The sequence below is a fragment of the Micromonospora sp. NPDC047187 genome (assembly GCF_040643355.1).
In the GTDB taxonomy this organism is placed as follows: domain Bacteria; phylum Actinomycetota; class Actinomycetes; order Mycobacteriales; family Micromonosporaceae; genus Micromonospora; species Micromonospora salmantinae.
Window position 1 is genome coordinate 74,173 of the sequence record NZ_JBEYUF010000014.1, and the last position, 20,498, is coordinate 94,670.

Here is a 20,498-nt window from a genome sequence, read left to right on the forward strand (position 1 = left end):
ACGACGACCACAGTGAGGTGATCGGCGTCCACCGTGACGGCGTGACCAGCCTGACGTGCTTGCCGGACGGGCGGCAGGTCGTCTTGAGGTGCGCGACCACCTCGACCAGGTCCTCCTGCTGGGCCATCACCTCGGTGATGTCCTTGTACGCGCCGGGGATCTCGTCGACCACCCCGGCGTCCTTGCGGCACTCCACCCCGGCGGTCTGCGCGGCCAGGTCCTCCGTGCTGAACGTCCGCTTGGCCTGCGCCCGAGACATCCGACGCCCCGCCCCGTGCGACGCCGAGCAGTACGCGTCGGTATTTCCCCGCCCCCGCACGATGTACGACCCGGTGCCCATCGACCCGGGGATGATGCCCAGGTCACCCCGGCCGGCCCGGATGGCGCCCTTGCGGGTCACCAGCACGTCCACCCCGTCGTAGCTCTCCTCGGAGACGTAGTTGTGGTGGCACGAGATCGACTCGTGGAAGGACACCTGCGGGAAGTGCTCACGCACCACACCGCAGAGCAGGGCCAGCATGACCGCCCGGTTGCGCCGCGCGTACTCCTGCGCCCACCAGAGATCCCGCCGGTACGCGTCCATCTCCGGCGTCCCGGCGAGGAACACGGCCAGGTCCCGGTCCGGAAGGTCGGCGTTGTGCGGCAGCCCTCGGGCCACCCCGATGTGCCGCTCGGCCAGCTCCTTGCCGATGTTGCGGGACCCGGAGTGCAGCATCAGCCAGACCCGTCCCTCGTCGGCGCCGCCCTGCTCCAGGCAGACCTCGATGAAGTGGTTGCCCCCGCCGAGGGTGCCGATCTGCCGCTGCGCCCGCGTCTCCAGCTGCGCCACCCGCCGGTCCAGGCCGGCGAACCGGCCCCAGAAGTCGTCCCAGCCGGCCTGCTCCAGGCCCCGGATCCGACGCGTGTCGACCGAGTCCTTGCGCTGGGCGAAGCCGACCGGAATGGTGGCCTCGATCGCGGAACGCAGCCCGGCCAGGTCGTCCGGCAGGTCGGCGGCGGTCAGCGAGGTACGGACCGCCGACATCCCGCAGCCGATGTGACCCGGGAGGAGCTGCGGCACAACGCCTGGCCGCCGACGCCGACCGCGGCCGGCGAGACGGCCTGCCGCATCGCGATCACCGAGCCGACCGTGGCGCCCTTGCCGAAGTGCACGTCGGGCATGACGGCGACACCCTGCACCCAGGGCAGCGCGCCGATGTTGCGCAGCTGCTTGGCGGCCTGCGGCTCGATGGCGTACGGGTCGGTCCAGACCCGGACCGGTGCCCGGGTACCGGCGAGGGGGGTGAATCCCATCGTGGTCTCCTTCTGTGGTGCGGTGACCGTTAATGATCGTATTTGGCGGCCAGCGGCGGTGCGCGGATACGAAAGGGCCGCCCGATCCCGGTGGGATGGGCGGCCGGCGGACGCGTCAGCGTCGGCGTCAGTCGCGCCACCCCGGCTCGTTGCGCCGCGCCGGGCGGTAGGCACGGGTATTGGCGGTGAGCTGCAAAGGGGTGCCGGTGGAGAGCAAACGCCGGCGGGCGTCGGTGCGGACGCGTCGCGACATGGCGTACTCCCCTCGGGTGTGATCGGTCGACCTTGCACCGACGACAGTAGGAGGGCTGCGGCGCGTCCGCAATGGATATCGCCGCTAGCCGTAGTGCAGACTCGCGGGCATGGTGGAGACCTCCGTGCGCCTGCTGCGGCTGCTGACTCTCCTGCAGGTGCGCCGAGAGTGGTCCGGCGCCGAGTTGGCCGAACGGCTCGCCGTCACCACCCGCACGGTACGCACGGACGTGGAACGGCTGCGGGTGCTGGGCTACCAGATCGAGTCACACCCGGGGGTCGCCGGCGGCTACCGGCTCGGCGCCGGGTCGGCGCTGCCACCGCTGCTGCTCGACGACGACGAGGCAGTGGCGGTGGCCGTCGGGCTCCGGGCGGCGGCCGGCGGCTCGGTGACCGGCATCGAGGAAACCTCGCTGCGGGCGTTGGCCAAGCTTGAGCAGTCATTGCCGTCACGGCTGCGGCACCGGGTGGACGCCCTACGCTCGGCGACGGTCTCCGCCGCGGGCGGTGGCCCGACAGTGGACGCCGACACACTCACCGCCGTCTCCACGGCCGCGCACCGTCGGGAGCGGCTGCGGTTCGACTACGCCGGCCATGACGGCACGGTCAGCGTGCGCGACGTCGAGCCGTACCGTCTGGTCTACACCGGGCGCCGGTGGTACCTGCTGGGGTGGGACACCGACCGGGCGGACTGGCGGACGTTCCGCGCCGACCGGATCCAACCCCGGGTGCCGACCGGCCCCCGCTTCGCGCCGCGGGAGCCGCCAGGTGGCGACGCGGTCGCGCACGTGCTGCACGGCGTCGGCTCGGCGGCCTGGCCACACCCCGCCCGGGTACGCCTGCACGCGTCGGCCGAGGCGATGGCGCGACGGATCCCCACCACGGCGGGCCTGCTGGAGGCGATCGACGAGCGGACCTGCCTGCTGCACACCGGCGGCGAGTCGCTGGGCAATCTCGCCGCCTTCCTCGGCACCCTGGCAGTCGACTTCGACGTGCTCGACCCACCGGAGCTGCGCACCGTCGTCCGGGACGTCGCCGCCCGGTTCGTGCGCGCCGCCGGGCCCGCGCCGGGGCGAGTCGCGGTTCACCCCGGCGCGGACGCGGCAGTGCAGCTATGACTGCGGAACCAGCCGGAAGGACTGCGCCGCGGTGCCGTTGCAGGTGTACTGGATGAGCTGGACGCTGTCCGCTGTGGACGCACCCGGCACGTCGAGACACTTGCCGCTGGAGCGGTTGACCAGGCGGTAGTAGCCGCCGCCCTCGGGCTCGGCCCGCCACTGCTGGTTGTTGCCGCCGCTGTAGGACCAGAGCTGAATCGGCGCCGAGTCGGCGGTCGACCGGTTCGTCACGTCGAGCACCTGGGCGCTGTTGTTGCGGTTGTTGACCCGCAGGTACCCGCCGCTGGTCGGCACGAACTGGTACTGCTGCGCGGTGCTGCTGTTGCACACGTACTGCTGGATGGCCGTGCCGTTGGCGCTGGCCGCGGCGCGGGCGTCCACGCACTTGCCGCTGGCCCGGTTGACAGCGGTGTGCCAGGCGGTCGGCGAGATGCCGTCGGACGGCGGGGGCGTGGTCGGCGGGACGGTGCCGACGCCGGCAAGCCAGTGCAGCCCGTCGATCAGCAGCTGGTTCTGCTGCGCGCTGTCGAACGTCGACGACAGCCCGGTGTTGGTGCTGTAGTTCATCTCGTTGTGCCCGAAGTTGGCGTAGAGCATCTTGTACTGCCGGTTGCTCCAGACGAGCGGGTAGTAGCCGCCGTACCAGGACTGGTTGGGGTCCGTGCCGACCGGGAAGCTGGACGGGTCGACCGAGGCGAGGATGTCGATGTCGGGGTTCTGCCGCAGGTCGTTGCTCCAGGAGTACCACTCGCTGATCGACGACGGGAACGTCGCCGGGAGGTTCCGGGTGGCGGCGTGGGTGCGGTTGTCGGCGCGCATCGTGACCCGGGTGGGTCCCCAGGTGTTCGTCTGGAACGAGCCGGTGCCGAGGAGGGTGTTGTAGTACCAGCTCCAGCTCGACGGGTTGGTGGTGAACGCGCTGACGTGGAAGCCAAACCACGCCCCGCCGCTCTGCATGTACTGCTGGAACGCGGCGCGCTGCGCGGTGGGCGGCGCGTCGTCCAGGAACATGACGACCTTGTACTGGGCCAGGTTGGCGGTGTTCAGCAGACCCCAGTTGTTGGTGGCCTCCCAGGAGAAACCGTGCTGGGCGGCGGCCTGCGGGAACCAGGCGCGGGCGTCCTTGACGAAGTCGATGTGCGCGGCGTCCCAGGTGCCGTTGTAGAAGGCCAGGACCTTGAACGTCGGCGCGGCCTGCGCACTGCGCGAGGCGTTGACCGCGAGACCGGCGGTCAAGGCGACGACCAGGGCGACGAACAACGACAGGATCCGTCTGGTACGGGAGGAGAGTTCTGCGATCACCTGATCGTCCCTTCGGTCGGGACGCGCGCCGCCGCGTCGAAGTGCATCTGTTCACAAGGTTTACAGATAGATGAGAGGTTATGCGCTCCGGTTGGGCGGCGTCAATCGCGAGGCGGCCGATCGGGTGGGATTCCTGCGCCAACGGGTACCCCGGCCGGATGACCAGCCCGGACGCCGTCGACGTCGACCAGCCGCTCGCCGAGGACGTACCCGCCGCACCGCACGACGCCAGCGGCGAGTGGGTGCCGACCCGCGACCTGGCCGGCCTCGCGCCGCCGGCCCGGTCGGCACGCCGCTGGACCCCGAGCCGGGTGGTGGCCACCCCCGCCGCCCTCGACCACCCGCACGGCCAACGGATCGTCGAGCGGGTGCGGGCACTCGGCATCGAGGTGGAACACCTGCGCGCCAACCGGCTCACCGGGGTACGCGGGCAGACCGACCGGGAGACCTACAACCGGGCCAAGTCGACGATGGCGATCGTGGTGAGCCCACCCTCGCGGCGCGTGCTGCAACCCATCGCGCCCAGCGCGGACTGGCGGGTCGACCTGGCCGAGGGCTGCCCGGCGCACTGCCAGTACTGCTACCTCGCCGGATCCCTGTCCGGCCCACCGGTGACCCGGGTGTACGCGGACCTCGACGACATCCTGGCCGGGCTGGCCGCGTACGCCGGGCGCGGCACGGTGACCAGCCGCAACGCGCGGCGCGCCGACGAAGGCACCACCTTCGAGGCGTCCTGCTACACCGACCCGCTCGCCCTGGAGCACCTGACCGGCAGTTGGCGGCGCGCGGTGCGGCACTTCGCCGACTGGGACGCCCCCGTGCAGTTGCGCTGGACCACCAAGTACGCCGACGTGGACACCTTCGTGGGGCTGCCGCACGCCGGCCGGACCCGGGTCCGGTTCAGCGTCAACTGCGCCCCGGTAAGCGAACGGTTCGAGGGTGGCACCGCCCGGGTGCCGGACCGGCTGGCCGCGCTGCGCCGGCTCGCCCTCGACGGCTACCCGGTCGGGCTGACCATCGCGCCGATCATCGCGCTGCCGGACTGGCGGGAGCGCTACGGCGAACTGCTCGACCAGGTCCGCGCGGCCGTCGACGGGGTGCCGGACCTGGACCTGACCGCCGAGCTGATCACCCACCGGTTCACGCCGGGCAGCAAGGAGGTGCTGCTCGGCTGGTACCCGCGTACCCGGCTGGAGATGGACGAGGAGTCCCGCACCCGCAAGCACGGCAAGTTCGGCGCGGTGAAGTACGTCTACCCGCGTGAGCAGATGACCGAGCTGCGCGACTGGTTCACCGCCGAACTGACCGCCCGCGTGCCAGGGTGCCGGATCCTCTACTGGACCTGACCTCGCGCCCCGGGCGGGTCAGCCGACCGAGGAGCGGGCTACCGGGGCGGCGAAGAACGTGTCCGGGTACGGCTCGTCGCGCAGGCTGTAGTGCCACCACTCACGGTCGTAGTTGACGAACCCGGCGTCGGTCATCAGCCGCTGCAACAACCGGCGGTTCTCCCGAGGCGTCCCGGTGATGCGGGGGTCGGCGGTGTGCGCCCGCGAGTCGAAACAGTCGAAGCCCGTACCCATGTCGATGCTGTTGTCCGCGAAGCGCTGCCCGCGCGGCGCGGTGCAGGCGACCAGCGGTTGCCCCACCCGGTACGGAGGTTGGCTGGCGGCGGGCTCGTCGACCAGTGTCAGGTCCAGGGTGCTGCCGCGGCTGTGCGCGGTGGGCGCGCCGATGTAACCGTCGGCGAAGAGCCGGTTCTTGGCCAGGTCCGGGTAGAACTCGGCCTTGGTCTGCTGCTCATCGGGGCGCTTCGACCAGGCGACGAAGTCGTCCACCGCCGGTTGCGGGCGGTAGCAGTCGTACACCTTGAGGCTGTGCCCACCGGTCAGCGCGGCGTCCTGTACGCGGCGCAACGCCTCGGCCGCCTGCCGGGTGAGCAGGCACAGCGGCTCGCGGTAGCCGGTGATCGGTCGGCCGACGAAGTTGTGCGGTGTGGCGTACCGGATGTCGGCGTGGATGCGCGGGTCGAGGTCGGTCAGCACCACGAACCCCGGCAGCGGGGCTGCCGCCGAGGTGGACGGGGTCGGCGCGGGTGTGGGGCTCGCCGACGTCGGCTGCGGCGCTGGGCGGGGCTCCGGCCGCGGGCAGCCGCCGAGCAGCCCGGCGAGCGCGAGCACGACGGCCAGGCGGTGACGCACGAGTCCTGTCTATCAGCCCGACCAGGGTCACCATCCCAGGATTCAGTTGGTCCGCCGACCGAAAGTAACCGGAAAAACTCCGGAACTTTTCCGCAACTCCAGCGAAGCTTCGAACGGCCTGGCATGTCGTCAACCCCTACCGGTGAGGCAAGATGACGCGTGGAACGGGCACGCCGTTTCGGGACACACGGTGGGCGACGCCTGATGGTCGCTCCTCCGGCTCGGTGAAGGAGACGCGGGTGGGCGCGGACGACGGACGCAGGGTGACCATCACCGCGATCGCACGGGAGGCCGGGGTGTCGGTGCCGACCGTGTCACGGGTGCTCAACGGGCGCTCCGATGTGGCCCCGGACACCCGGGAACGGGTCGAGGAGTTGTTGCGCCACCACGGCTACCGGCGTCGCACCAGCCGCAGCGTTCGCCGTGCCGGTCTCGTCGACCTGGTCTTCAACGACCTGGACAGCCCCTGGGCCGTGGAAATCATCCGGGGTGTGGAGGATGTCGGGCACGGCGCGGGCGTCGGCACTGTGGTCTCCGCGATCCACCGGCAGCCCACAGCGGCCCGGCAGTGGTTGCAGAACCTGCGCACCCGGGCCACCGACGGCGTCATCTTCGTGACCTCGCACCTGAGCCCGCCGCTGCACGCGCAGCTGCGTCGCCTCAACGTGCCGGTGGTGGTCGTGGACCCGGCCGGCGTGCCGGCCATGGACGTGCCCACGATCGGCGCCACCAACTGGGCCGGCGGGCTCGCCGCTACCGAACACCTGCTCGCGATCGGGCACCGGCGCATCGGTTTCGTGGCCGGGCCGACGCACCTGCTGTGCAGCCGGGCCCGGCTCGACGGCTACCGTGCCGGGCTGGAGGCCGCCGGGGTGCCGGTGGACGACAAGCTGATCTACCCGGGCGACTTCTACCACGCCTCCGGGTTCGCCGGCGGGACAGCGCTGCTCGACCTCGCCGACCCGCCGACCGGCATCTTCGCCTCCAGCGACCAGATGGCCTTCGGCGTCTACGAGGCCATCCGGCGCCGCGGGCTGCGCGTGCCGGACGACGTGAGCGTGGTGGGGTTCGACGACCTACCGGAAGCCCGCTGGGCTTCACCGCCGCTGACCACAGTGCGCCAACCGTTGGTCGAGATGGGACGCTTGGCGGCCCGGACCGTTCTGCGCCTGGCCCAGGGCGAGGGCATCGACTCGCCCCGGGTGGAACTCGCCACCGAGTTGGTCGTTCGGGACAGCACCGCCGCCCCGCTGACCGGGTCGCCCGCCTCGACGTGACGGCCGGAACTGCGCCGGAAACCGGTTGGACCCGTTCCGGTCCGTTCCCGAAAATTCCGGCGAGGCCGCGCCCGACCGAGATTCACCCACGGCCGGCGCGGTGAGCGACCGACGGCCACCCACCGCGCCGCACTGTCAGTGGTGGTGCCAGCGGACGGCCTTGCGGATGGTCACCGGCAGTGCGGGCGCGCCGTCGACCGGCGCCGGGTCCTCGGCGGTCGGCGCCACTCCCCCGGCGGCGATCCGGTCCAGCGTGGCCAGGCCGGCACCGTCGACCTCGCCGAAGATCGTGTAGTTGGGGCGCAGCGCGGAGTTGGCGTAGACCAGGAAGAACTGGCTGCCGTTGGTGTCCGGCCCGGCATTGGCCATGGCCAGCACACCCCGGGCGTACACCCGGCGCTCCCCGGTCGGGTCGGTGGGCGCGGGCGGCAGGTCGGTCGGCAACTCGTCGCGGTACCGGTAGCCCGGACCGCCCTCACCGGTGCCGGACGGGTCACCGCACTGCAGCACGCTCAGCGTCGGGTACGCGGTGAGCCGGTGGCACGGGGTGCGGTCGTAGAACCGCTTGTTCACCAGGTGCAGGAAGCTCTGCACCGTGCACGGCGCGGCGGCGCGGTCCACTGTCAACCCGATAGGCCCATGATTGGTCGCCAGGGTCACCCGGACGCTGCCCCGGGCCGGGGTTCGTCGCGGGTCGGGCGGCAGCGTCACCGGCCGGGCGGCTGGTTCGTCCGGAGTCTCGGTGTACGCGCACGGACCGTGGGTGGTGCGCGGCGGTCGGGTGGCGGTGTCGACAGCGGCGGGCGGCGCGGCGGAGACGCGCACCGTGTCGGCCGACGGGCCCGGGGCGGCGAGCGCGGTGGCGGACGAGCCGACGACCAGCGCCCCGGCGAGCACTGTCACCCCCGCGAGGCGGGTCAGGGCGCGCACCGGCCGGCGGGGTGCCGCCAATGCGGGGCGCGGTTCGAGTTCACTCGACACAGGGATCCTCCTGGACTGGTGGTGCCAGAAAGACCGGAGTCTATGGATGGCAGCGCCCGATGTCGATCCGTCAGGGCATCCGGCGGCGACGCCGCCACAGCAGACCACCCAACAACGCCACCACCGTCGCGCCGCTCACCGCGGTCACCGACCAGAGCCACTCCGAGCCGGTACGCGCGGGCCCACTGGCCGCCGCCGGTCGGGGCACGCCGGGTGCCGCCAGCGCGGACGGCGCCGCCGACGGGGTGGCGGTCAGCTCGCCGGGCTCGACCAGCCGGCCCACGGCGGCGTCCCGGGGCAGCGTGAAGCCCCAGTCCAGGAGGGCCGCGCCCTGCTCCCAGCCGCGTACCGGTGCCGATTCGGCGCCCAGCACTGTCACCACCAGCCGCCGTCCGCCGCGTTCCGCCGCCCCCACGTAGGTGTGCCGGGCCAGATCGGTGAAGCCGGTCTTGCCGCCGAGCGCCCCCGGGTACCGGTAGATGAGCTGGTTCTCGTTCTGGATCTCGAAGCCCTTGGTGCGCTGCGCCGGCTGGGGCGGAATCGACGTCTGCTCGGTCAGCGCGTACCGGCGGAAGGTCGGCTCGGCGAAGCAGGCCCGGGCGATCAGCGCCAGGTCGTACGCGCTGGTGAACTGCCCCTTGCCGTCCAGTCCGGACGGGGTGACCGCGTGCGTCTGGAGCGCGCCGAGGTGGTGCGCCTGCTCGTTCATGGCCCGCACGCCGGCGGCGCTGTCCGTTCCGCTGCCGAGTCGGGCCAGCGCGTTGGCGGCCTCGTTGCCGGAGTTGAGCAACAACCCGAGCCAGATGGTCTCGATGGTGTACCGGCCGCCCGCGACCAGCCCCACGGCCGAGGAGCCGGGTTCGATGTTCATGTCCGCGTCGGTGACGGTGACCGTCTGCTTCGGGTCGAGCTTGGGCAGCATGGTGGCCGCCAGCAGGAGCTTCTGCACGCTCGCCGGTGTGCCGTACTCGTGAGGGCCGCAGCCGCCGAGCACCTGGCCGCTGTCCAGGTCGGCGACCAGCCACGACGTGGCGGTGACCCTCGGCGGCGCGGCGACGCCGGCCGGCACGACCAGGCCGGCCGTGTCCAGCGCCGCGCCGCCGATCATCCGCTGCTCACCGACGGCCGGCGGGGGCGACGGCCGGGGTGGGCGGAACGCCGCTGGGGCCGGGACCCGGGGGCAGCGCACCGTCGGCGCGGCGGACGCTCCCGTCGCACCGACCGGCACGGGAGCGAGCAGGACGGCGGACGTCGTGGCCGCCAGCAGCGCAGCTCTCATGTGCCCGACCCTAGTCAGGAAGATCGCCCGGTGGGACGGGATGCCGGTCAACTCGCGTCGCCGCGACCGCGCAGGTAGTCGTGCAGCGCGGCGGTGCCCCGCAGCCGGCGCAGGCTGCGGGTGTGCAGCTCCTGCTCGCGTCGGCCCAGCTCGGCGCGGACCCGCTGAGCGCTGCCGGTGGTCCGCAGCTCGCCCAGCACCGCGGCGATGATCTCGAACGGGTACGCGCCCCGGCGCAGCAACGCGATGACCTGCGCCGCGCGTAGCTCCGCCTCGTCGTACACCCGGTAGTTGGTGCCCGGGGTGCGGCCCGGCCGTAGCAGCTCGCGCTCCTCCCACAGCCGCAGCTGCGAGGTCCGGACCCCGACCAGGGCGGCCACCTCGCCGATGCGGGCGCCGTGGCGTGGCGCGGGCCGGGCCGCCGGTGGGCCGGCCAGCACGGTCTCGAAGGCGCCGAGCACCCGGCGGATCTCGGCGCGTTCCCGGTCCAGCTCGGCATGGCCGCCGTCGAGCGCCGCCAGGGCCGCCGGCAGGTCACCCGTGTGCACCGCCGCCATGATCTCCCGGGTACGGCTCCAGCCGTGCCCCTCGGCCAACCGCCGCGCCACTGTCAGCGCCCGGGCGTGCTCGGTGGTGAAGATCCGGTAGCCGCTGGCGGTGCGGCGCACCGGCGGGAGAACCCCCAACTCGACGTAGTTGCGCACCTGCTGCACCGAGATCCCGACGGTGGCCGCCAGGTCCACGGCGCGCAGCCGATCCTTCGAGGCGAGGTCCACGCGAGCCACCGTACCGCTTACGACGTGATTTGAGACTTTCCGGGGCATGCTGCTGAAGCCTGCGCTTGGATCTCGGCGAAAGTCTCTACATGAGGATGAATGAGACAATGGAATCCGCCAGTGCCCGGCGGGGCAAAGTCCCGCCACGATTCCGTGAAGGGTTCGTATGTCGCAGCCAGCATGGTCCGCCGCCGACAGCCACGACATGATCGAGGTACGCGGAGCGCGGGAGAACAACCTCGCCGACGTCTCGGTCGACATCCCCAAACGCCGGCTGACCGTCTTCACCGGTGTCTCCGGGTCGGGCAAGTCGTCGCTGGTCTTCGGCACCATCGCCGCCGAGTCCCAGCGCATGATCAACGAGACCTACAGCGCGTTCCTCCAGTCGTTCATGCCGAACCTCAACCGGCCGGACGTCGACTCGCTGCGCAACCTCAGCGCGGCCATCGTCGTCGACCAGGAACGGATGGGAGTCAACTCCCGGTCCACCGTCGGCACCGCCACCGACGCGTACGCCATGCTGCGGATCCTCTTCAGCCGCCTCGGCCAGCCGTCCGTCGGCGGCGCCGGGGCGTTCAGCTTCAACCTGCCCGAGGGCATGTGCCCCATCTGCGAAGGGCTGGGCCGCGTCTCCGACCTCGACGTCAACGAACTCGTCGACGTCGAGCGCTCCCTCAACGACGGCGCGATCACCGTGCCCAACTTCGCTGTCGACTCCTGGTACTGGCAGACCATCGTCGGCTCCGGGCTGTTCGACCCGGACGTCAAACTCCAGGACTTCACCCCGCAACAGTGGGAGGACTTCCTGCACAAGCCGGCCACCAAGATCAAGGTGGGCAGCAACAACTGGACGTACGAGGGGCTGGCGGTCAAGGTCAAGCGGCTCCTCCTGTCCAAGGACCGCGAGTCGATGCAACCGCACATCCGCGCCTTCGTCGACCGGGCGGTCACCTTCACCAGCTGCGGCGACTGCGGCGGCACCCGACTCAACGCGGCGGCCCGGTCATCACGGATCGCCGGGCACAACATCGCCGACTGCTCAGCCATGCAGATCAGCGACCTGGCCGCGTTCGTCCGCACCGTTGACGACCCGGGGGCCGCGCCACTCGTCGCCAACCTCCGCGACCTGCTGGACTCCCTGGTCGAGATCGGTCTGGGCTACCTCAGCCTGGACCGCGAGTCGGCGACCCTCTCCGGCGGCGAGGCGCAACGGGTGAAGATGGTCCGGCACCTCGGCTCCAGCCTCTCCGACGTCACCTACGTCTTCGACGAACCCACCGTGGGCCTGCACCCGCACGACATCGCCCGGATGAACGACCTGCTGCTGCGGCTGCGCGACAAGGGCAACACCGTGCTGGTGGTGGAACACAAACCGGAGACCATCGCCATCGCCGACCACGTGGTCGACCTCGGACCGGGCGCCGGCACCGACGGTGGTCGGATCTGTTTCACCGGCGACATCCCCGGCCTGCGCCGCTCCGACACCCTCACCGGCCGACACCTGGACCACCGGGTGACAGTGCGCGAGGCGGTACGCCAACCCACCGGGCAGCTCGCCATCCGCCAGGCCGACCTGCACAACCTGCACGACGTGGACGTGGACATCCCACTCGGGGTCCTCACAGTGGTCACCGGCGTGGCCGGCTCCGGCAAGAGCTCACTGATCCACGGGTCGCTGCGCGGCCGGTCCGGGGTCGTCATCGTCGACCAGTCCCCGATCCGTGGCTCACGACGCAGCAACCCGGCCACCTACAGCGGACTGCTCGACCCGATCCGCACCGCCTTCGCCAAGGCCAACGGGGTCAAGGCCGCGCTGTTCAGCGCCAACTCCGAGGGCGCCTGCCCGACCTGCAAGGGAATCGGCCTCATCTACACCGACCTGGCGATGATGGCCGGCGTCGCGAGCGTCTGCGAACGGTGCGAGGGGCGACGCTTCACCGACGAGGTGCTCACGTACACGCTGCGCGGCAAGAACATCCACGAGGTGCTGACCATGTCGGTCACCGAGGCGTACGCGTTCTTCCCCAGCGGGGCGGCGCACCTCATCCTCGGCCGGCTGGTCGACGTCGGGCTGGGCTACCTCAGCCTCGGCCAGCCACTGACCACCCTGTCCGGCGGGGAGCGGCAACGACTCAAGCTCGCCATCCACCTGGCCGAGAAGACCACCACGTACGTCCTGGACGAGCCGACCACGGGCCTGCACCTGGCCGACGTGGACCAACTGTTGGCCCTGCTCGACCGGATGGTCGACGCCGGGAACACGGTGATCGTCATCGAGCACCACCAGGCGGTCATGGCACACGCCGACTGGCTCATCGACCTCGGCCCCGGCGCCGGCCACGACGGTGGCCGCATCGTCTTCACCGGCACACCGGCCGAGCTGGTCGCCACCGGCGACACCCTCACCGCCAAGCACCTCCGCGAGTACGTCAACAACCCGGCGGGGATCGGCCAGAGCTGACACCGCTGCCCCCGCTACCGGCCGGAGCACAGTAGCGACGGGTGCCGGCACGAGCGGCTGTGGTCCGGCGGTACCAGCGGCGGCGGTCGGCTGACACGGCGTCACGGGTGGCCGGCACGAGCGACGGTGGTTGGCCGGAATCGCTCCGGCCGACGGCGGCGGCGGCGCTCCCGCAGCGCTCCGGCGGCGGCCCGGCGGCGGTGTCAGGTGACCCGGCGCAGCCAGCGCCGCTGCCAGGGGGTCTCCACCGCCTTCGGGTGGTAGCCGGCCCGCACCCACGGCACCGCCCGCTCGACCGGCAGACCGTCGAGGATCGCCAGCGCGGCCAGGGCCGTTCCGGTCCGACCCACCCCACCCCGACAGGCCACCTCGACACGTTCACCGTCGTGGGCGCGTCGCAGGGCCTCCCGCAGGACGTCGAGGGCTTCGACACGGTCGAGCGGCACCCAGAAATCAGGCCACCGGATCCGCCGGTGCGGCCAGGCCGGCTCCGGGCCGGGTGCCAGCAGCACGGCGAAGTCGGCGGGCGAGGTCGCGGCAGCGACGCGGCGTCCGCGCACCGTCGCCCCACTGGGGAGTACGAGTACGCCAGACTGCTCGGACCACGGCTGCGCATCAGTCATCCGGACATTGTGCCGCGACGCTCTGAGGGGTGAGCACAGACAGCGCCGCCCCCGGCCGGTGGGCCGGGGGCGGCGCTGGTGTCGGTGTGCAGGTCGCCTCTCGGCGAGTGGCACGACGCGGCTCCAGCCAAACGGTATTCCGCGAGGGCGATATTAGGTGAGGCCCGGGGACACTGAGTCACACCGACACTCTCCACAACCAGCCCGCCGCCGCCGTTGTTCCCACACCCCGCCCACCCATCCGATCGGCGCCCCGCAGCCCGCCACGTGGCGGTCACCCGGCCCCGCCGCACCGCCGTGGCACCGCACCGAGGGCCGAGGCCCGCCCTACTCCCGCCGCACCGCCGGCTGGCGTCAGCCGTCGCTGGCGTCCGTGGCCGGCATTGGGCGGTGGCATCAACGCCTCGCCGCACCACCGGTGGCGGCGGTCGGCCGGCCGCAACGCCCCACCGCTCGCCGGGCCGATGCGCCGACGGGTTCCATCGCTGAACACCGGTCGCCTCACGACCGCGACACCCGCCATCGCGTCGCGCTTCGGCCATGACCCACGAGATCTTGGACGTTTTCCGTTCGCGCCGGACGGAAAATGTCCAAGATCTGCTGGCAGCCACCGACCGGACCGCGCCATCCGCTTCCGACGGGCACGCGGCGTCGCGGCATCGGCGACCAGCGGCATGTGCCTGCCGCACGGAAACGGAACGTGCCACTGGCCGGCACCCCGAGTGCGGGTGCCGGCCAGTGGTCGGTGCGGTGGTGCTGTGGTCTTGCCGTGCTGGGTGCTGGGTGCTTGTGGTGTGGGTCAGCTGTTCCAGTGCTGGGCGACGAGGTCGGTGGCCTGCTGCTCCCACTGGGCGTAGGCGTCCGGGTAGGCCGACACCTGTACGGTCTGGGCGGCGTCGGTCAGCGGCATGTCCTGCCACCCGTCGACCTGCTTGAGGCCCTTGAGGAACGCGGTGGTGGAGTACTCGGGGTCGGTGATCTGCTCCGGGGTGCCCCAACCCGAGCTCGGGCGCTGCTGGAACAGGCCCAGCGAGTCGTGGTCGTTCCGGTCGCCCAGGTGACCCAGGTTCTCCAGCTTGGACTCCTGCAGGCTCGTCGCGATCGAGATGACCGCGGCCCGCTCGGGCAGACCGGCCTTCTTGGTGGCCGCGATGATCGCCTTCACGTTGGTGGTCTGCTCGTCGTTGAGGGTGATGTGGGACTGCTCGCCCTGCGGCTTCGGCGCCGCCGACTGCACGGCCACCGCAACCGCCTTGGCATCCACGGCCGGGGTAGCGGCGTGGGCGGCGATCGGGCCGGCGAACACACCACCGGCGAACGCGAGACCAGCAACAGACAGCATGCTCTTACGGAAGATCGTGTTCATGGGGGTAGCTCCTTCGGGGGTAGAACACCCGCACCGCCAAAGAGGGGGACGGCGGTGATGGGTGTGAGCACCTCGTCCGGCGCTGCACGTACCAAGGGGAAAGTCTTGGGGGTGACACCCTGTCGGGCGTCGGGGTCGGCGACCTGGCGAGCGGGGGGCTCGTGGCGCCGGGTCCCTGTGTAACGACCGGGGGGCCGGGGTCATTCCGGGGTCGGCCCATCTGCCGGCACCCTCGTCGTGGCGGTGCCCGGTGGTCGTTCGTGGGGACTGTAACGACCCGGTGGAGGCTGGCATTCCGGCCTGCGCGACCAGCCCATGGGTGCGGCGGCCGGTCGGTGGTACTGCGATCGTCAGGGTGTGTAACGACCCTGAGCCCGCCGTGATTCCGGCCCACGAGTGCGCCCGGCCACACCCCACAACCACACTCCAACGGACAAAGCGCCCACACGACACCGGGCCCACGTCGTCGAACCGGCCCTCACCGGGTGATCCACTCGGGTCCACGGAAGTCGGGGCATCCCGGACACCCGGACACCCCCGACATCAAGGATCCCGAGTCGATCATGCCCGGCCCGGGACACCCGTGCCCGGCGTCCGATTCCGCATGCCTGGCCGCCGCCGTGCCCGGCATGCGAGTCCGGGCGGGTCAGGTGCCCAGGTAGCGCAGGATTGCGAGGATTCGTCGGCTGTAGCCCGTTGTGTGTGCGAGGTCGAGTTTGTCGAAGATCGCGTTGACATGCTTCTCGACGGCGCTCTGCGATACGTGCAGCCGCTGGGCGATGGCGAGATTCGTATGGCCCTGGGCCATCTCGTGCAACACGTCCCGTTCCCGCGGCGTGAGCCGACCGAACGGGTCGGGCCGATCCGAGCCGGCCACCACCTGACGGACCACCTCCGGGTCGAGGGCGGTGCCTCCGGCGGCGATCCGGTCGAGTGCGTCAAGGAAGTCGTCCACCTGGGCGACCCGGTCCTTGAGCAGGTAGCCAACTCCCTCGGGACGGTCCGCGAGCAGCCGCCCGGCGTAACGCCGCTCCACGTACTGGGAGAGCACGAGGACGCCGGTGTCGGGCCACCGACGACGAATCTCCAGGGCGGCCCGTAGCCCGTCATCGGTGTGGTTGGGTGGCATCCGGACGTCGGTGACGACCACGTCGGGACGTGATCGTCCGACCGCCTCGACAAGCTGGTCGGCGGCCCCGACCGCCGCGAGCACCTCGTGCTCCTCGTCGGCGAGCAGCCGCGTCAGGCCCTCCCGGAGCAGCGTCGAGTCTTCGGCGAGGACTAGTCGCACGGCAGCTGCGCCAGCACTGTCGTCGGACCTCCGGCCGGGCTGGTCACCAGCAGCCGACCGTCCAGCGCGGCGACCCGCCGCGCGAGCCCGGACAACCCGCGTCCGGCCGGGTCCGCCCCGCCGACGCCGTCGTCGTGTACGCGCATCCGGATCCACCCATCCCGTACTCCGATTTCGACAGTGACCAGGGTAGCGGCGGCGTGTTTCGCGGCGTTGGTGAGCGCCTCGCAGGCCACGAAGTACAGCACCGTCTCGACCTGCCGGTCGGGGCGGACGGGCAGCTCGCAGCGGATCCGCACCGGCACCTCGGATCCGCGGGCGACGATGGCCAGGACCTCGCCCAGATCGCTGTCGTTCAGTGCTGACGGGTAGACCCGCCATGCCACCTCGCGCAACTCTTCGATGGCCCGCTGCACGTCCTCGTGCGCCTGGGCGAGCAGTGCGTGTGTGCGGTCGGCGTCGCGGGCGCGCCGGGCCCGGCCGAGCAGCATGCCGAGGGCGACCAGCCGCTGTTGGAGGCCGTCATGCAGGTCGCGTTCGATGCGCTGCCGTTCGGCGTCGACAGCGGCGATGACCCCGGCCCGGCTGGTGGTCAGCTCATGGACCCGCCGCGTCAGCTCGGCCCGACTTCCCGGCCCGAGCAGTCGTCGCGCCAGCCGGATGTCGAGCGCGGCGATGCTGGCAACGGCCTGAACGTTGAGCAGGAACAGCACCGCCCCGACGGCGATCTGGGACAGGGCGTCGAGGAGGGTCAGCTCTCCGCGCAGCGCCGCGCGCAGCACGATCCCGGCCAGCACCATGCCGACGCCGAGCACGGTGTACGCCAGCAGGCCGAGCGTGCCGGGTAACAGTCGGGCGGCCAGGTAGCCGAGCTGCCGGCGGGTCGCCACGGTGTTCGGCGCGGGCAGATCCTCTGCGGCGAGCGGCCCGGTGAGGCGGCGATGTTCCATCCGTACCAGCCGCTCCCCGTACCGGTCGGTCAGGTCAGCGACCCGACGGCCGGCCGCGGGCGCTACCGCGCGCACGCTGGATGCGGCGGCCGCGACGGCGAGGAAGGCGAGCTCGACGGCGGCCGTCGCGATGCCGACGGCGACGCCGAGCGGCAGCCGGAGCCGAAGCCACCACCCGCCGGTTCGCCGCTCCCCCATCACCTCGCCCGCCTTCCGCACCACGCCTGGTCCCCCTTGCTCTGCCTCATCTGATCCGCCCGCAGGCGACCCGGGGGTGGTGCGTGGGGTGAAGCAGAGCAAAGGGAACCAGAAGAGGGCTGGCTACCGCTCGTCCGAGGCCCACGATCCGCTTCGGTAGAGGGTGCCGCGACCGCCCGGGTCGGGCATCCCGTTCATTGCGCTCTGCTCGGGTTCGATCGGCTCGGGGTTGCGGGCGGCGCGGCGGGCTTTGAGCACGCGGGACCCGACGAACCAGGCAGCCGCCGCCACGCAGACCACGATCACCACTTTCTGGAGCGTGCCGACGTAGCCCTCGACGAGGTGCCAGTTGTCGCCCAGCAGGTAGCCGGCGAGCACGAATGTGGTGTTCCAGATCAGGCTGCCCAGCGTGGTGTAGAGCAGGAACGTGGTCACCGGCATCCGCTCCACGCCCGCCGGGATGGAGATCAGACTCCGGAAGATCGGGATCATCCGGCCGAAGAAGACCGCCTTCACACCGTGCCGCAGGAACCACGCCTCGGTCCGGTCCACGTCGCTGAGCTTGACCAGCGGAAGCCGGGAAACGATGGCGCGCATCCGGTCGCGCCCCAGGGCCGCGCCGATCAGGTAGAGCGCGAGCGCGCCCACCACCGAACCCAGCGTGGTCCAGAAGATCGCACCGACCAGACTCATCCGCCCCTGCGCGGCGACGAACCCGGCCAGCGGCAGGATCACCTCACTGGGGATCGGCGGGAAGAGGTTCTCCAACGCCACCGCCAGGCCGGCACCCGGCCCGCCGAGTCGTTCCACCAGGTCAGTGACGTAGCCGACGATCCCGTCCTGTGGTGGCTCCGCTGCGGCGGCGGGGGTTCCGGTGGCGAACACGGCGTGGGACGTTCGAATCATGCGCCCACGTTACGAAGTCATCCTGAGAGCCGACCATGGGGCCGACCGCCCGACCGCGCGGGTCGACCACACCGGTGGGGGTGTGGAAAGCCGCACCCCGCTGCGGCTCGCCGTGGTCCAGCCGGCGTGCGTACCCCTGGATGTCGCGGCGAACGCGCGGGCGCACGCCGCCGCGGTCCGCGCGGCGCGCGCCCGGGTGGTGGTCTTTCCGGAGCTGTCGCTGACCGGGTACGAGTTGGACGCGCCGGTCGTGTCGGTCGACGACCCGCGGTTGACGCCACTGGTCGACGCGTGCGCCGAGGCCGGTGCGCTGGCCCTGGTCGGTGCGCCGGTCACCGGCGAGAACATCGCGATGCTGGCGGTGACCGGCGGCGGTGCGAGTGTGGCGTACCGGAAAATGTGGCTGGGGGACGCGGAGGCCCGCCGGTTCCGGCCCGGCGACGCCCCGGTCGTGCTCGATGTGGACGGTTGGCGGGTGGGGTTGGCGATCTGCAAGGACACCGGCGTGGCCGCGCACGCGGACCGGACGGCAGCGCTCGGAATCGACGTGTACGCGGCGGGTGTCCTCGAGTCGGCCCGCGACGCCGCCGTGATAGACCAGCGGGCGCACCGGATCACCGCCACGCACCGGGTCTGGGTGGCGGTGGCGAGCTTCGCCGGGTCGACCGGCGGTGGCTACACCGAGGCGGCGGGGCGGTCGGGCGTCTGGACGCCCGACGGCGAGGTGTACGCCCGCGCGGGCACCGAACCGGGCGAGTCGCTCAACGTCAGCCTCACGTCGCCGGACCGGGGCGGCGGGCGCGGTTAGGGTGACGGGATGATCTCCGGACGGGTGGTGCAGCTGCGGCGGTACCCGGTGAAGTCGCTGCTCGGAGAGCGGACCTCGGCCGCCGACATCAGCGCGAGCGGCGTCGCGGGTGACCGCGTGCTGGCCCTGCTGGATCAAACCAGTGGACGGGTGGCCAGCGCCAAGCAACCCCATCGCTGGCGCGGCCTGCTCACGCTACGAGCGACCGGCGGGCCGACCGATCCGGTACGGATAACCCTGCCCGACGGCCGGCGCCTGTCGAGCGAGGACCCCGACATCGACGCGGCGCTCAGCGCGGCGGTAGGCCGCCCGGTGATGCTCGTCGACGCCGTACCGCCCGGCGCCACCCTGCTGCGCTCGCACCCGGAGGCGGTGCTCGCGGCCGGCCTCACCGACGAGGTCCCGGCCGACGAGAGCCGGCTCGGGTCGCTGCTGCCCGGGACCTTCTTCGACTTCGCTCCGATCCACCTGGTCACCACCGCGACCCTGGACCGGATCGCCGGGCATCTGCCGCCCGGGGCGGGGACGGTGGAACGCTACCGGCCCAACCTGGTGCTCGACACGGACACGGACGCCTTCGCCGAGAACGGCTGGGTCGGCCGGGAACTGCGCGTCGGCCCGGACCTGGTGCTCGCCGTGCTCGCACCGACGCCGCGCTGCGCGGTGCCGACGCTCGCGCACGGCCCGCTGCCCCGCGAGACCGAGGCGCTGCGGGTGCCCGCCCGGCTCAACCGGATCGAACCGCTGCCCGGAATGGGTCCCCAGCCGTGTGTCGGCGGGTACGCCACCGTGGTCCGCTCCGGGCGAGTGGCGGACGGCGACCACGTTTCGGTCGGCCCGTGAGTGTTTGCGCGCCGGCAATGACCTTGGAATGCTTCGGGAATGACCTCCTTTCCCCCGACCTTCGCCGATGATGTCGTCGGCCAGTCGGCCCAGAAGCAGTTCGAGGCGTTCATCGACGAGCACCGCAGAGCGCTCAACGGCTACCTGGACGGGCTGACCGAGGAGCAGGCCCGCCGGTCGTTGGTGCCGTCCCGGACGACGCTGCTGGGTCTGGTGAAGCACGCCGCGTTCGTGGAGAAGGTCTGGTTCGACGAGGCCGTCACGTGTCGGCCCCGGGCCGAGATCGGCATCCCGGCCACGCCGGACGAGTCGTTCATCCTCGACGACGGCGACACGATCGCCTCGATCCAGCGAGCGCACCGCGAGGCGTGCGAGGCCTCCCGCCGCGCGACGGCGCCGCTGGGCCTGGACGACCTGCTTCGCGGCAACCGGCGCGGCCCGCTGCCGCTGCGCTGGGTCTACCTGCACGTGCTGCGCGAGCTGGCGCAGCACTGCGGGCACGCGGAGATCCTGCGCGAGCAGATCCTGGCCGCCGACTAGCCGCGCCGCCGGCCGAAGCTGGTCGCGCGCGGCGTG

17 protein-coding genes and 1 pseudogene are annotated in these 20,498 nt (G+C 71.9%); 7 read left to right on the forward strand and 11 right to left on the reverse strand.

What is annotated here, in order from left to right:
* Nucleotides 1–82: 82 nt before the first annotated feature.
* Nucleotides 83–1,293 (reverse strand): annotated as a pseudogene (locus tag ABZ794_RS21895) (RtcB family protein); the annotation flags it as partial.
* Nucleotides 1,294–1,655: 362 nt separating this feature from the next.
* On the opposite strand from ABZ794_RS21895, the gene ABZ794_RS21900 reads away from it, so the two are divergent.
* The gene (locus ABZ794_RS21900) at nucleotides 1,656–2,663 is read left to right on the forward strand and encodes a YafY family protein (protein ID WP_238689600.1); all 1,008 of its coding nucleotides are present in this window, start codon (nucleotides 1,656–1,658) and stop codon (nucleotides 2,661–2,663) included.
* Here the strand turns inward: ABZ794_RS21900 and ABZ794_RS21905 are convergent.
* Entirely contained in the window at nucleotides 2,658–3,965 is a 1,308-nt protein-coding gene (locus ABZ794_RS21905) for an RICIN domain-containing protein (RefSeq protein WP_357517244.1), read from the reverse strand. The genes ABZ794_RS21900 and ABZ794_RS21905 overlap by 6 nt on opposite strands.
* A 158-nt stretch (nucleotides 3,966–4,123) precedes the next feature.
* Between ABZ794_RS21905 and ABZ794_RS21910 the strand changes: the two genes are divergently transcribed.
* Complete coding sequence (locus ABZ794_RS21910) at nucleotides 4,124–5,311, forward strand: spore photoproduct lyase family protein (protein WP_210787416.1); 1,188 nt, start codon at nucleotides 4,124–4,126, stop codon at nucleotides 5,309–5,311.
* A gap of 18 nt (nucleotides 5,312–5,329) precedes the next feature.
* On the opposite strand, the gene ABZ794_RS21915 is transcribed toward ABZ794_RS21910, so the two are convergent.
* Nucleotides 5,330–6,163 carry a M15 family metallopeptidase gene (locus ABZ794_RS21915; RefSeq protein WP_357517246.1) on the reverse strand — a complete coding sequence of 278 codons (834 nt, stop codon included), beginning with the start codon at nucleotides 6,161–6,163 and terminating at the stop codon, nucleotides 5,330–5,332.
* Nucleotides 6,164–6,402: 239 nt separating this feature from the next.
* Between ABZ794_RS21915 and ABZ794_RS21920 the strand changes: the two genes are divergently transcribed.
* On the forward strand, nucleotides 6,403–7,440 hold the full coding sequence (locus ABZ794_RS21920) for a LacI family DNA-binding transcriptional regulator (RefSeq protein WP_210787417.1): 1,038 nt from the start codon (nucleotides 6,403–6,405) through the stop codon (nucleotides 7,438–7,440).
* Nucleotides 7,441–7,575: 135 nt separating this feature from the next.
* On the opposite strand, the gene ABZ794_RS21925 is transcribed toward ABZ794_RS21920, so the two are convergent.
* From ABZ794_RS21925 to ABZ794_RS21935, 3 genes are all read right to left on the reverse strand, one after another.
* Nucleotides 7,576–8,421 carry a peptidylprolyl isomerase gene (locus ABZ794_RS21925; protein ID WP_238689596.1) on the reverse strand — a complete coding sequence of 282 codons (846 nt, stop codon included), beginning with the start codon at nucleotides 8,419–8,421 and terminating at the stop codon, nucleotides 7,576–7,578.
* Between the two features lie 70 nt (nucleotides 8,422–8,491).
* A complete protein-coding gene (locus ABZ794_RS21930) occupies nucleotides 8,492–9,700 on the reverse strand; it encodes a D-alanyl-D-alanine carboxypeptidase (RefSeq protein WP_357517249.1) in 1,209 nt (402 codons plus the stop codon).
* Between the two features lie 47 nt (nucleotides 9,701–9,747).
* Nucleotides 9,748–10,476 (reverse strand): MerR family transcriptional regulator, encoded by a 729-nt coding sequence (locus ABZ794_RS21935; RefSeq protein ID WP_357517251.1) that lies wholly within the window; start codon nucleotides 10,474–10,476, stop codon nucleotides 9,748–9,750.
* A 166-nt stretch (nucleotides 10,477–10,642) separates the two neighbouring features.
* Between ABZ794_RS21935 and ABZ794_RS21940 the strand changes: the two genes are divergently transcribed.
* A complete protein-coding gene (locus ABZ794_RS21940; protein ID WP_357517253.1) occupies nucleotides 10,643–12,937 on the forward strand; it encodes an excinuclease ABC subunit UvrA in 2,295 nt (764 codons plus the stop codon).
* A gap of 203 nt (nucleotides 12,938–13,140) precedes the next feature.
* Here the strand turns inward: ABZ794_RS21940 and ABZ794_RS21945 are convergent, their stop codons facing one another.
* The 5 genes from ABZ794_RS21945 to ABZ794_RS21965 form a co-directional block, all read right to left on the reverse strand.
* Complete coding sequence (locus ABZ794_RS21945; RefSeq protein WP_357517254.1) at nucleotides 13,141–13,560, reverse strand: protein-tyrosine phosphatase family protein; 420 nt, start codon at nucleotides 13,558–13,560, stop codon at nucleotides 13,141–13,143.
* A 799-nt stretch (nucleotides 13,561–14,359) separates the two neighbouring features.
* Nucleotides 14,360–14,926: a hypothetical protein gene (locus ABZ794_RS21950; protein ID WP_238689647.1), complete on the reverse strand. Its 567-nt coding sequence runs from the start codon at nucleotides 14,924–14,926 to the stop codon at nucleotides 14,360–14,362.
* Between the two features lie 646 nt (nucleotides 14,927–15,572).
* A complete protein-coding gene (locus ABZ794_RS21955; protein WP_357517257.1) occupies nucleotides 15,573–16,217 on the reverse strand; it encodes a response regulator transcription factor in 645 nt (214 codons plus the stop codon).
* Nucleotides 16,208–17,389 (reverse strand): histidine kinase, encoded by a 1,182-nt coding sequence (locus ABZ794_RS21960; protein ID WP_357517259.1) that lies wholly within the window; start codon nucleotides 17,387–17,389, stop codon nucleotides 16,208–16,210. The genes ABZ794_RS21955 and ABZ794_RS21960 overlap by 10 nt, the downstream gene beginning before the upstream one ends.
* A 99-nt stretch (nucleotides 17,390–17,488) precedes the next feature.
* Nucleotides 17,489–18,271, reverse strand: coding sequence for a DedA family protein (locus ABZ794_RS21965; protein WP_357517261.1), 783 nt, complete (start codon nucleotides 18,269–18,271; stop codon nucleotides 17,489–17,491).
* A gap of 82 nt (nucleotides 18,272–18,353) precedes the next feature.
* On the opposite strand from ABZ794_RS21965, the gene ABZ794_RS21970 reads away from it, so the two are divergent.
* The 3 genes from ABZ794_RS21970 to ABZ794_RS21980 are packed head-to-tail and all read left to right on the forward strand — an operon-like array spanning nucleotide 18,354 to nucleotide 20,462.
* Nucleotides 18,354–19,079 (forward strand): carbon-nitrogen hydrolase family protein, encoded by a 726-nt coding sequence (locus tag ABZ794_RS21970; protein WP_238689445.1) that lies wholly within the window; start codon nucleotides 18,354–18,356, stop codon nucleotides 19,077–19,079.
* A 9-nt stretch (nucleotides 19,080–19,088) separates the two neighbouring features.
* The gene (locus ABZ794_RS21975; protein ID WP_357517263.1) at nucleotides 19,089–19,922 is read left to right on the forward strand and encodes an MOSC N-terminal beta barrel domain-containing protein; all 834 of its coding nucleotides are present in this window, start codon (nucleotides 19,089–19,091) and stop codon (nucleotides 19,920–19,922) included.
* A gap of 39 nt (nucleotides 19,923–19,961) precedes the next feature.
* Nucleotides 19,962–20,462 carry a DinB family protein gene (locus ABZ794_RS21980; protein ID WP_210787483.1) on the forward strand — a complete coding sequence of 167 codons (501 nt, stop codon included), beginning with the start codon at nucleotides 19,962–19,964 and terminating at the stop codon, nucleotides 20,460–20,462.
* Nucleotides 20,463–20,498: the final 36 nt, after the last annotated feature.